This window comes from Methylophaga sp. UBA2513 (assembly GCF_002341285.1).
In the GTDB taxonomy this organism is placed as follows: domain Bacteria; phylum Pseudomonadota; class Gammaproteobacteria; order Nitrosococcales; family Methylophagaceae; genus Methylophaga; species Methylophaga marina.
Map to the genome: position 1 here is coordinate 1 of NZ_DDNT01000019.1, position 12,173 is coordinate 12,173.

A 12,173-nucleotide genomic window follows, 5' to 3' on the forward strand; every position below is an offset into this window, starting at 1 on the left:
AGGCAAAATCCCTAGGACCCCTTTTGCATCCTTAGGATCTTTTTCTTTAGCACTTCGGCCATTACATAATATATAGTCATCTGGATGCCATTCCCAATTGCTTGAGTTTGTTAGAGTTGAAGAAAATTCCTTATCAAAATATTCATGACTTAAATGCTTACAAAAAAGTCCTTTCTGAGGGATTGATTTCGGAGCTTGAAACAATAGCAATGAGATAGATTTAAGCATCATCCTCGTCTTATAGTAATGCCAATATCCAATATAAAGAGGTAAATAACGGCTGTATTTCACACCTAATTCTTCACCTTCACCATGGATTATTTCAAGTATTACAGCGACATACTCGTATGAACCATGATCGTATGCTGGCACAAATTTGATGCCTTTTTGTGCAACGAAATATGCAATTAGAGAAATATCATTACTATCTTGATAATTAATAATAAAGTCATATATTGCTTCAAAGTCATAGCCAGTTTCAAAGATCTGCTGAATTGGTCCCTCGCCGGTTTCTAACCAATCGTAGTTAATGAAAAAATGTTTTGAGATAGTTTCAAGAAGCTCTGTGTTTAGTTTTTTCACTAAACTATCCAGACTATCAAAGTCACTGAATTGCAAATTAAATTGGGGAAATATCTGCGGAATCCTGGTGACAGGAATATCATGTTTATCAAAGACATGAAGCACCCTTTTTGCCGTAGCGCGCAGTCCTCCTCGTTTGGCAAAGCGTTTATCTTCTAACCATTCACCAAATTGAAATAAGCTTTTGATCTTAAATAAGTAATCAATCATATTAACTAGCAGCGACTAAGGCGTTGTCATTCACACGGTCAATCAACTTAATCACTTTACTTGCCGTAGCATCATCAAATACACCAAATAATCCTTGGTCGTGCAGATAGGTAAATGGCGGTTCAAATAATAGTGATTTATCAATCACCCCATTTTTATTCAAGTAGCTGATGATGTTGTTGATAAACGTGATTTGATCTGCACGTAAATTCCCTGCCTGTATAAAATCTGCAAAATGCGCTTGTGCAGCGGCCATATCCAAACCAACGATATTTCGGATGAACACGCCTAGTGGTTTATCACCATAAGTATCTATGTAGTCTTGTTTTGTACCGAGGGATTCATCTTCAAACAAAATGCTTTCTAAGAGATGTATTTCCGCTTCGGTAATTGACTTATTGGTTTTGAGTTTTTGAATCACTAAATGATCACTGTGATTTCTTACATAAGATTCAACGCGGTCTTTGTAACTTTGTAATGCGACGTAGGTTCCGATAGGTTCGTGTACCACAATAGCACTGTGATCGAGCGTATCTTCAAATGTGGTCATCACGACTTTTTGTTGATCTTTATCGAGATACTTCATCAAGTCACGTAAAGCTAAACGAATATGATCTAAGCGATTAACATTGATGTTTTGCCAAAACACATCTGTCTGCAAATCCATTAATAACGCTTTTTGTTGCGCCACGGCAGGTATATTTTGCTTTTTCAATAACGCGTTTGCACTGCCAGTAATACGATTAATAAAGCGATCCAGACTATGTGAGCCAGTTAATACTGCTATCTGGAAGTTCAGCAGCAGAATATCGAATCGACGTGCAAATTCATCATCATTTTTTTCTGCTAATACTAAGCTGGCAAGCTCGGTATTGATATCTAATAAATCACCTTTAGATAAATTCTGCCATCGATGCTCATCACTGAACTCAACGACGTGACGAAGTTTTGCTTTTACAACAAAACGGTTTCTATCTAAACTTGAAATGGCTTGATGTAATTCTTGGATATAACTTTCAGCTAATGTCCCCTGCTCTTCAGTACGTGAAATATCATCACGAATAAGCATGGCAACTTCTAATTTCGCTTCAAACACTTGTTGAATCAGGCTTTTAATAATCTTGCCTTGCTCACCATCAGGCGTGGTATCGAAAAACTCAAAGTTCTGACAGTAATCAAAAATAAGAAACTTGGTCTTATCGACACCTGGACCAAATAAATCGGGACATAATCGCGTCCCTCGTCCAATCATTTGCCAGAATTTAGTAGCTGATTTTACGGGTTTAAAAAACACCAGATTAACCACACGAGGAGCGTCAACACCGGTGTCCATCATATCGACTGAAACAGCAATCTGTGGATCATGTTCTTCGTACTCATCAGCGAACGTTTCCAGCAGACTTTGGGCTTTACTCTCATAGTTATCAATAACACGTAAAAATTTACCTGAATATTCAGGGTAGTTTTTATTAAACCGTTCTTCGATAAATACGGCATGAGCATGGCTTTTAGCAAAAATAATACTTTTACCTAATCTATCACCGCCCTGCACTTTGATACCTGACGTCATTAAATGATCCAGCACCTTATCCACGGTGTCTGTGTTAAACAACCATTTATTTAATGCTGCACTTTCAATCTCGTCGGGTGCTTCACCTTGAGTTGGGTCACCAAACTTCTCTTCATATTCTGCTTTTTCAGCAGCTGATAATTGATTGTAGTGAACACCTTCACGCATAAATTTTAATGGCACCGACATGGCTTTAGGTGGCACCAAAAACTTATCAGCAACAGCCTGATTCAGTTCATAAGCAAAGGTGGGGTTATTGTCTTCAATGCCAAATAAACCATAGGTATTATGGTCAACTTCGGCTTTTGGTGTCGCGGTTAAACCAATCAACAAGGCATCAAAGTAAGCAAAAATAGACTTGTATTTCTGATACACCGAACGGTGAGCTTCATCGACAATAATCAGGTCAAAATGTCCCACACCGTAAAAACGGTTATCCGTATCTCGCAGTCCATCAATTCGATTCATGATGGTGGGGTAAGTCGAAAAAACTAAGCGAGTGCTTTTATCTTCTTTTTCTTTGGTGAGATCAATAGCGGTTAAATGTGGCAGATGGATATTAAAGGCTTTCTTAGCCTGTGTAACAAGCGCATTACGATCGGCTAAAAACAAAACCCGTTTGGCCCAGTTACACTTAGTCAACATATCGACGAAGGCCGCGGCTGTTCGGGTTTTGCCACTACCTGTTGCCATGACTAACAAGCTTTGTCTTGCCCTGCCTTTGAGTTCACCTTGACTATTCTCTTTTACCGTATTCTCAGCAACACGGGTAATCGCTTCAAGTTGGTACGGTCGGCCAACAATAGCTTCATTAGGTTTGAATAAACGTAAGTCTTTTCGGGTTTGCCGACGCTCAATTAATAATTGCAGTTCGTCTTTCGTATAAAAGCCTTGAACTTCACGTTCAGGGTAAAAGGTGTCATCCCAAAGATAAGTCTCAAAGCCATTACTATAAAAAATAATGGGCCGTTGCCCTTTCATCTTTTCTAAACAATTCGCATATAACTCAGCTTGGTGTTTGCCTTTCCTGGCATCATACATTGTCTTTTTGGCTTCAACGACAGCCAGCGGTAAACCATCGTCACCCCAAAGCACATAATCTATATAACCTATGCCTGATTTATTGGTACTGGCTGGCATACCAGTAACTTCATATTCCAAGTGATAACCATCTTGCAGATTATCCCAACCTGCTTCTTTCAGTGATAAGTCGATGTATCGACGACGAGTTTCTGCTTCAGATACCAACAATGGTACGGCTGTGCTGATATCAACGGATTGTTCGCGTGAGACTTTGCGTTCAGCTAATTGCTGCTGCTCCTGTTCAATAGCTTGTTTAATGGCTGGATTATGCTGTGCTTTGTCACGTATTTGTTGTTCATTTTCACGCTTTGACTGATTCTTTGTGTCAACTTCAGCCAGGGTAGTCTCAATGCTGGGTGGTTGAACAGTATCAGCATCCGCTCGGGGAATTAATGCTTCATTAAATATCTGAGTATCAGGGACAGATTTACCATAATAAATAGCTAGATGACGCATAAAGCGAAACAGGTATTTCAGTGAGGCTAAAGCATCCTGTTGACTGACAGACTTGCCGTGTGCAGCGAGATTACCTGTTTTGCGAATCAGATTAAGTTCATTGAATAAAGTATTGTTAAATAAAGATTTAAAACCATGCTCATGCATTAATGTGCTTAAGTCAGCACGCCAGGGACGGCTTAAAGTCCGTTCATGGTCATACAGCCAATTTATGGCATTTTCCAAGCTGGAGCGACAAAAAATAGCTGAGGCTTTAGGCGATGAAAAAGTGAAATGTTCAGCTTCAACGGCATCGGCATATAAAGCCGGAAAGTCGCGTTGTAAAAACTGAAAATTGCTCACTCACCTAGTCCCTGTTCATGATATATAAGCCTATGCTGCCTTATTTGCCGTTAATTCGCCAGTAAAAGCGCGTTGTAACAGACTGTTAAATAGCATTTCAGATTTTTCTAAATTCATCTGCGCTTGTTGTTTTTGTTGTTCGATAATGGCGATGCGTTCGGCGAATTGGTTTTGGAGTTGTATTGGCGGGACACTAAACTCTAAACGTTTAAGAATCTGTATAGTCAAGTATTGCGTGCTTGAACCAATTGATAATCTTTCTAAATCAGCCAATTTTTTTTCTAACGCAACCTTCATAAATGAATAAGTTAATTCATTTCCTTTGATTGTAAGGATATATGTCCTTTGATACGCATCAAATTTTCCGTTGTAGTACTTAACATCAAAAATACCCGCGGCATTATTCCCTGCTAAAAGCAAAGCTTCTTCATCATATGTATACGAATCAATTTTGAGTGGTTGTTTAGCACAGGTAAAGAATGGATATATACCTATGTCTGTTGCTGCGTTACTGTCCAGTTTTCCTGTTTTAGTACTAAACACATCTGAAAAATACTTAGTATTCCATTTCTTTGGGTTAGTGACAGGATCACCAAACATATCCAAAAACAGCGATTGGCTAAGTGAAGTGTAATGCTCAACCAGTTGCTGGTCTTTTTGTCTGAGCTTATCCGCCGCATCCAAAATAGCGGCAATCTGCTTTTGTTCTGCCAGAGGAGGGATTGGGATTTGAACTTTACTGAGCGTAGATTTTGAGATCTCTTTGAATGTTGCACCATTCCCTAAATCTTTGAGTTGGGGAATGATGTTTTTTATTGCGTAGTACAAATATTCAACATCTAGGTTTTTATTTGGTATTAATGATTTAAACCCTTGGTTAGTGCACGCTTCAATTGTGGTGATGGCTATGTGGCCAATCGGTGCTCTTGAACTGAGTAATAATGAATTTTTTGGTAACGGCGTTGTTGAGCAACTTTTAAGGCCTAAAGCAGTTATTTTTTCAGGTGCTTCTGAAATATATTTTGATTTTATTCGGCTTAGATCTTTTGGTGTAAACCAATTTATTTCACCATCCCAGTACTCGACTTTATTTCTTGATGGTGTGGAGCCACTGATAATTTCACAACAATCACCTATAGCAACTTTTTTGTATTGATTTGTTGTCAGCACCGAGTTCACCCTAACAACTCCTTCAAGATCTGCAATGCTTGCCCACGCTCGTTATCTAGTTGTTCTATCTCAGCAATAATTTTTGCCGGTGAATCATATTCCACTTGTTCATACACCACTTCTTTATAGCGGTTGATACTTAAATCCCAATCGTTTTGTTTGATTTCATCAAACGGCACCATAAAACTCTGGTCGGTGCGTTGACGATTAACATCTTTATGACGCTGTTTAAAGCGCTGGACGATATCATCAATATCATTGTTTTTAATTGGGCTACGTTTATCATCCAGTGAATAACCATCAGCTTGCATATCATAGAACCAGACATTGTCTGTGCCGCCGTTATTAGTTTTGGTAAAGATCACTACAGCGGTACTTACACCTGCGTATGGTTTAAACACACCGCTGGGCATTGAAATAATGGCTTCAAGGCGTTGCTTTTCAACCAGAGTTTGGCGTAATTGTTTGTGAGCATTGGATGAACCAAATAACACGCCATCGGGAATAATCACAGCACAGCGACCACCGATTTTGAGCATACGTAGCATCAAGGCAATAAACAGCAACTCAGTTTTTTTGGTTTTCACGGTTTTGAGTAATGAACTTTCCACGCCGTCGTAATCTAAAGAGCCTTTAAACGGTGGGTTGGCTAAAATCAGACTGTATTGATCTCGGCTGGCCGCATTGGCTTCACCTAAAGCATCCTGACCAATGAGATTCGGGCGTTCAACAGCATGGAGCTGTAAGTTCATTGCCGCTATGCGTAGCATGGTGCTATCAAACTCAATACCGGTGAACATATCGCTATTGAAATGTTCACGGAAAGTTTGGTCATGTAACCAGTCAGGATGATGATGGTAAATATATTCGCCTGAAGCCACTAAAAAGCCTGCTGTGCCACAGGCTGGATCGCAAATCGTGTCTTCACGATTAGGTTCCATCATTTCCACGATCATTTTAATGATATGGCGTGGTGTACGAAATTGACCATTAGTGCCAGCTGTGGCGATTTTCGATAATAAGTATTCGTAGAGATCACCCTTGGTATCACGATCGGCCATTTGGATACTGTTAATCATTTGCACAACTTGATCCAGCACCTTTGGCGTGGGGATCATAAACGTCGCACCTTTCATATACTGAGCAAATACGCCTGCTTGATCACCCAGTTGTTTCATATGCTCAAATAGCGTTAAACCATCTGCTTCTGGCTGTGGCTGAGTAAATAAATTGAACATGGTTTGCGGTTCTAGCTCACGAAAGCTATGCCAGCGAAAGCATTGATGATTGGGCCCGTAAAATGCTTTATGAGTTCGTTTGCCGGCAACGCTGGTTTTCTTTTCTTCAAGTTGTTCAATTTCATCCAGACGACGAATGAATAAGAGATAGGTGAATTGTTCGATGACCGTGAGCGGGTTACTTATCACGCCTGTCCAGAATGTTTCCCATATTTTATCAACTTGGCTTTTGATTTCACCGGTGAGCATGTAGCAACTTCTTAGAATGATTTATGAAGGAGAATGATTTTCCATTATTAAACCAGAGCTGACAAGAATATCTGCCTTTTATCAAATTTGAGTAGCTGCCTATATTTACCTAAATATCCAAACTCAAAAAATTGATTTGACCAGTTTCCGTACATAGCCGCTCCTTAATAGTAGACTGGCCTCTCGTATACAAAGGAGAGAGAAAAATGATCCAATCCGTAAAAGGTAATGGTCGAGAGCCTGATGGCCCGCCAGACCTGTTTGAATTAATGAAAAAGTTGACTGGCGGTGGTCGCGGCCGTGGCCGTTCACGTGGCAATTTTGGTGGTGGTGTTATTGCCATTATCCTGGTTGTTTTGCTGGTTTGGGGCGCCATGACGTCTTTTTACACGGTGCAACCAGAGCAACGCGCTGTGGTAAAACGCTTCGGTTCCGTTACGGGTATTACTGATCCTGGTCTTCATTTCAAAATTCCTTTTGGCATTGACAAGATACAACTGGTCGCTACCGAACGCGTATTAAAACAAGAGTTTGGTTTTAGCACGTTGAAAACCCGTCAGGGAGAACGTTCAACGTACAGTGCCGCACAATTTGAAGATGAGTCCTTAATGCTCACCGGCGATCTGAATATGATCGATGTTGAATGGGTGGTTCAATATCGCATTCAAGACCCTATTAAGTTTCTATATCAAATGCGTGAACCGACACGTACCCTTCGCGATATTTCTGAGTCAGTGATGCGTCGTATCGTTGGTAATATGCTGGGTTCTGAAGTACTGACTATTGGCCGGGTGGAGATTCAACAAAAAGCGGGTGATGAGATTCAGGAAATACTCGACCAATATGATGCAGGAATTCGTATCAGCACCGTTGAAATGCAGGATGTGGTGCCACCTCGTGCCGTTCAACCTGCTTTTAATGAAGTGAATGAAGCTCGCCAAGAACGTGAGCGAATGATTAATGAAGCTCAAAAACGAGTGAATCAGGAAATCCCAAATGCGGAAGGTGCTGCCCTTCGTACTGTCGCAGAAGCTGAAGGTTACGCCACAGAACGAGTAAACCGTGCCGTGGGTGAAAGCGCCCGTTTTAGCGCTGTTCTGCATGAATATCAACAAGCGCCGGTCGTGACACGCTCACGTCTGTATCTGGAAACCTTAAATGAAATGTTGCCAGATATCGGGCAAATTTTGGTTGTTCAAGATGGCCAGATGTCTCCCCTCCCATTACTCGACGTCAACCGTAACGCCACTGGAGGTGACAAATGAAAACGTCTTTACTCGCTTTAGTCGCCGTCTTGGTCATCATCATTGGTAACCTCACGCTTTACACTGTAGATGAAGCCGAACAAGCCATTGTGGTCCAGTTCGGTGAACCGATTGGTGACGTCATTAATGAGCCCGGTCTTAAGTTCAAACTGCCTTGGCAGAATGTACGTTACTTCGACAAACGCCTTTTGGTCTGGGATGGAGATGTCACACAGATTCCAACGTTGGGTCGTGAGTTTATTCTTGTCGATACCACTGCTCGCTGGAGAATTACTGATCCCCTACTCTTTTTGACTAGTGTTCGTGATGAAGCCGGTGCGCGCACCCGTCTCGACGACATTATCGACTCTGTGGTCAGAGACATGGTCTCCTCTACCGAATTGGAAGAAATTGTTCGTTCGAAAGACTGGGAGGTCAATGTTGAAGAGCTGGATGATCCGGCCTTGGCAGAACGCAGTGACGTCAACCTGGAAAAACAACCTAAACTAGGTCGTGAACTGCTAGAAGCTGGTATTCTCAAACGAGCTCGTGACTCTATGCCAGCCCTCGGTATTGAGCTAGATGATGTACGTATTAAACGGGTTAATTACATTGAATCTGTTCGTCGTCAGGTAGAAAGTCGCATGATTGCAGAACGTCAGTCTATTGCTGAACGTTTCCGTTCTGAAGGTCGTGGCCGTAGCCAGGAAATCCTTGGTAATATGGAACGCGATCTTCGTCGTATTCGCTCTGAAGCAGCACGTGACGCCGAGAAAATTCGCGGTGAAGCCGATGCCAAAGCAACCCAAATCTATGGTGATGCCTTCGGTGCCGACGCTGAGTTCTATTCTTTCTTCCGTACGCTGGAAAGCTACCGAGCTTTAGGTCAGAACAGTACGCTCATGCTCAAAGCTGACTCTGATTTCTTCCGTTATCTAGAAGAACCGCAAGCTCAGTAAATCATTGCCTACCAGAGTGTCATGCCCAGCTTGGGTGTGGCACTCTGGATATGGGCATACCCCACCTTTAAATTATCCCTTCTTTGCATTTAGCTAAAACGTACTTAACCCAGTAGCTTCCATTGTCCGATATAACAATCTGGGCCAAAGTCTTTCATCCGCATAGTTTTCATAGTCGACACTGTAATGTCGGCCATAGAGGTTGTACCAGGATTCATCAAACCAGCTTTGGCCTAGTCGAAAAGCTACTGCGTTGGCTGGGCCGGTTAGAACGACACTTGTTTCAAGGTTGAGGTTATGCAGATTACGTCGGGTGAAGTTGGTTGAACCAAGCAGCATAGTTGTTTTGTCTGCTCCGCGATGCATCAGCCATTTAGCATGACATTGTTCGCCGTGGGTATCGCACCAGCGAACGGTGATTCCGGCTTGTGTTAATTCATAAGCAACCGGACGATTGGGTATGCCATTCTTTTCTCTGCCGAACGCGTCTTTGTTCGGGTCCAGTAAGACTCTTAATATTACGCCTCGTTTTTTTGCTGATTTGAGAGCGTCGATAATCTCGCGATCGGATAAATAGAACATTGCCATATCCAGTTTATCGCCTGCTTTGGCTTGATTAATCATGGCTAATGCAGCTTTTTCTACAGCCTGTTCAGTGACGACCTGAACGGTAAGATTCGTTTTTGTAATATTAGAAGGTTGCTCTAGTTTCACTTTAGGCAAAGCCTTGCCCGACATGGCCAGCACCGCTTTTTCACTCTCCAGTAAATCCCATGCAGCTGGGCCATTAAAACGTAAGGCGACATTGTCGTGAGCGCTGCTGCCATCATGTGGATTAGCTGAGGTGACTAATGCGGTTAGTTCTTCTCCATTATCTGCAATGATCAGCTTTCGATGATTTGCTTTGAAATTCATTAGGTTGAGATAACTTCTTGCGGAAACTTCTCCTTCACCAAAGGGATTCGGCAGCCAGCCACTTTCGCTATTGCCAAATGGCTGAACAAATAAACGCCAAAAACCAGAATAAGTCGGGTTGCTATCACGTAGTTTGGTCAGCTTTGTTTGTGTGACAGGTATGCCAGCCGCTTTAAGTTGAGTGAAATGTGTAGAAGGCAGTCCGCCATAAAGACTATTAAGGGGATCGGAAATAAGCTGTATTTCCAGGTCAGGATAACGTTGTTTTTGTGTAATTAAGGCTTGGGTGAGTTCATCTGAAAGTGCCCGATGCTGTTCCGAACCTTTGCCTTGATAGTCGTTAAACAAAAACATATCAACCAGCACCAGGTGGCGAGCATTGGCAATCATATTGAATACGGCATCGAAAATCTGCTGGTGTGTTTGACGTTCACCTCCGACAGTAAAGGTTCTGTCTGCCAGAAACTGCACGTCACTCGTCATCCGTTGTGGCCCTGAGAAATCAACGCCCGGAGGCAATGGCTTATAAACGTGATAGACGGCGACACAAATTGATATCAAAAGTAATAACAATAGCCAACGCCATTTACCCCTTCTCTGCTTTTTTGTGCTGAATAAAGATCGTTGTTGTTTACTTTTGAATGACATGTTTATCAATAAGTCCGGTTGATACAGAGTGACGTGAGAAACGTTTTATCTTCGTTTCGAATTATGACTATTTACATAAAGTATCACTATTCATCGTTATCTATAAATCAACGTGGCTTGTTTTTGTAGACAACATCACGCTTGATGTCGCCTGTTGCTACTGAGTGAGTGCACTGCCTGATTGTTTCATTTTGCGTAATAGTTTTTTAATCATTCGACCTATTATTTTATAAAACCGAATGAGAAATAATGTCTCCACTGATTCGAAAATCGTCAGTGACTTAATGTTTATAGAATCAAAACTGTAATTAATACAAACACCTATATGGAGATGTTAACAATGTTAAAACACATTTTATTAAGTACCTCAGCAGCGGTTGCTCTTAGCCTCTCAGCAGCGACATTCGCAGCTGATATTGATATGAATGCCAATGCCAATGACCTGGCTATTCAAGGTTATGACCCGGTGGCTTATTTCACACAATCAGCACCGACTAAAGGCACTAGTGAATATACAGCGACATATAAAAATGCGATCTATCACTTTAGCAGTGAACAGAACCGTGATTTATTCCGTGCTAATCCAAGCAAATATGCCCCTCAGTATGGTGGCTTTTGTGCCTTCGGTGTCACCAAAGGTAGAAAGTTTGATACTGACCCAATGGCTTGGCGAGTGGTGGATGGCAAGCTTTATCTGAACCTGAACAAAGATGTGCAAAAAATCTGGGTTGAAGATATTCCAGGCTACATTACTAACGCCAATGACACCTGGCCGACTATCAAAACCTTCAGTGATAAAACACTTGAAACGTTCTAGTGCATAAGCCCTGGCTTAACTCAATAGGGTGAGTCAGGGCTTTTTATTGAGGAGTGTAAAAATGCAACGAATCAGATCACAAGAAGCACTAGAAGCTGAGAAACAACGTCATGAGTATTTATTACTGAAAATCTCAGCCTCATGGTGCAACCCTTGCCAAATCTATACCCCGATTATTGAGTCAGTTTCGTCATCACGTAGTGATATCAGCGTGGCTGAAGTGGATGTGGATGATATGCCGAACGTGCGTGAGACCTTTCGTGTGCGGTCTGTGCCAACACTGGTCATGCTTAAAAACGGCCAAGAGGTTGATTCACTCGTGGGTTCACAGCCGGTTGAAAACGTACATACGTGGATTAACCACACTATCGAAGCTTAATACTTATATATAAGGAATGATGATATGAAAAATAACGCAATTATTGCAGCCGCCATTGCTGCGACTGTTTCCCTTGGCGTGACAGCCCCGATTAATGCTTATGCTGCCAGTAAAGAGAAATGCTACGGCGTAGCGAAAGCAGGTCAAAACGATTGTGCCAATCTGGCGGGTACGCATTCATGTGCAGCCCAGTCTAAAAAGGATAATGATCCGGGTGAGTGGAAATTAGTACCCGCCGGTACGTGTACTGACCTTGGTGGCTTATCCAAAGATGAAGCGAAAAAGCTTCTCACTAACTAATGACCATGTGC

10 protein-coding genes are annotated in these 12,173 nt (G+C 41.9%); 5 read left to right on the forward strand and 5 right to left on the reverse strand.

What is annotated here, in order from left to right; all coding sequences use genetic code 11:
• The 4 genes from B3V56_RS11035 to B3V56_RS11050 form a co-directional block, all read right to left on the reverse strand.
• Nucleotides 1–792: hypothetical protein (locus B3V56_RS11035; protein ID WP_289283081.1), on the reverse strand; the 792-nt coding region annotated here is incomplete at its 3' end.
• A 1-nt stretch (nt 793) separates the two neighbouring features.
• Nucleotides 794–4,243, reverse strand: coding sequence for a DEAD/DEAH box helicase family protein (locus B3V56_RS11040; protein WP_289284285.1), 3,450 nt, complete (start codon nt 4,241–4,243; stop codon nt 794–796).
• Between the two features lie 30 nt (nt 4,244–4,273).
• Nucleotides 4,274–5,422 (reverse strand): restriction endonuclease subunit S, encoded by a 1,149-nt coding sequence (locus B3V56_RS11045; RefSeq protein ID WP_289284286.1) that lies wholly within the window; start codon nt 5,420–5,422, stop codon nt 4,274–4,276.
• Nucleotides 5,419–6,900, reverse strand: a complete 1,482-nt coding sequence (locus tag B3V56_RS11050; protein WP_289284287.1) for a type I restriction-modification system subunit M — start codon at nt 6,898–6,900, stop codon at nt 5,419–5,421. Before B3V56_RS11050 ends, B3V56_RS11045 begins: the two co-directional genes overlap by 4 nt.
• A gap of 206 nt (nt 6,901–7,106) precedes the next feature.
• Between B3V56_RS11050 and hflK the strand changes: the two genes are divergently transcribed.
• Together hflK and hflC are read left to right on the forward strand one after the other, a co-directional pair.
• On the forward strand, nt 7,107–8,165 hold the full coding sequence (gene hflK / locus B3V56_RS11055; RefSeq protein WP_289283075.1) for an FtsH protease activity modulator HflK: 1,059 nt from the start codon (nt 7,107–7,109) through the stop codon (nt 8,163–8,165).
• Nucleotides 8,162–9,103 (forward strand): protease modulator HflC, encoded by a 942-nt coding sequence (hflC, locus tag B3V56_RS11060; protein WP_286304592.1) that lies wholly within the window; start codon nt 8,162–8,164, stop codon nt 9,101–9,103. The genes hflK and hflC overlap by 4 nt, the downstream gene beginning before the upstream one ends.
• 93 nt (nt 9,104–9,196) lie before the next feature.
• Here hflC and B3V56_RS11065 read toward each other — a convergent pair whose 3' ends face one another.
• The gene (locus B3V56_RS11065) at nt 9,197–10,666 is read right to left on the reverse strand and encodes a phospholipase D family protein (RefSeq protein ID WP_289284288.1); all 1,470 of its coding nucleotides are present in this window, start codon (nt 10,664–10,666) and stop codon (nt 9,197–9,199) included.
• A 340-nt stretch (nt 10,667–11,006) separates the two neighbouring features.
• Here B3V56_RS11065 and B3V56_RS11070 point away from each other — a divergent pair, with 340 nt between their 5' ends.
• The 3 genes from B3V56_RS11070 (at nt 11,007) to B3V56_RS11080 (ending at nt 12,162) form a co-directional block, all read left to right on the forward strand.
• On the forward strand, nt 11,007–11,483 hold the full coding sequence (locus tag B3V56_RS11070) for a YHS domain-containing (seleno)protein (RefSeq protein ID WP_289283073.1): 477 nt from the start codon (nt 11,007–11,009) through the stop codon (nt 11,481–11,483).
• A gap of 61 nt (nt 11,484–11,544) precedes the next feature.
• Nucleotides 11,545–11,862, forward strand: a complete 318-nt coding sequence (locus tag B3V56_RS11075; protein WP_289283072.1) for a thioredoxin family protein — start codon at nt 11,545–11,547, stop codon at nt 11,860–11,862.
• A gap of 24 nt (nt 11,863–11,886) precedes the next feature.
• Nucleotides 11,887–12,162, forward strand: a complete 276-nt coding sequence (locus B3V56_RS11080; protein WP_289244299.1) for a DUF2282 domain-containing protein — start codon at nt 11,887–11,889, stop codon at nt 12,160–12,162.
• Nucleotides 12,163–12,173: the final 11 nt, after the last annotated feature.

Bases quoted from the DNA above. Each gene is read 5' to 3' on its own strand.
- B3V56_RS11050 (WP_289284287.1), bottom strand. From the start codon at position 6,900: ATGCTCACCGGTGAAATCAAAAGCCAAGTTGATAAAATATGGGAAACA.
- hflK (WP_289283075.1), top strand. From the start codon at position 7,107: ATGATCCAATCCGTAAAAGGTAATGGTCGAGAGCCTGATGGCCCGCCA.
- hflC (WP_286304592.1), top strand. From the start codon at position 8,162: ATGAAAACGTCTTTACTCGCTTTAGTCGCCGTCTTGGTCATCATCATT.
- B3V56_RS11065 (WP_289284288.1), bottom strand. From the start codon at position 10,666: ATGTCATTCAAAAGTAAACAACAACGATCTTTATTCAGCACAAAAAAG.
- B3V56_RS11070 (WP_289283073.1), top strand. From the start codon at position 11,007: ATGTTAAAACACATTTTATTAAGTACCTCAGCAGCGGTTGCTCTTAGC.
- B3V56_RS11075 (WP_289283072.1), top strand. From the start codon at position 11,545: ATGCAACGAATCAGATCACAAGAAGCACTAGAAGCTGAGAAACAACGT.
- B3V56_RS11080 (WP_289244299.1), top strand. From the start codon at position 11,887: ATGAAAAATAACGCAATTATTGCAGCCGCCATTGCTGCGACTGTTTCC.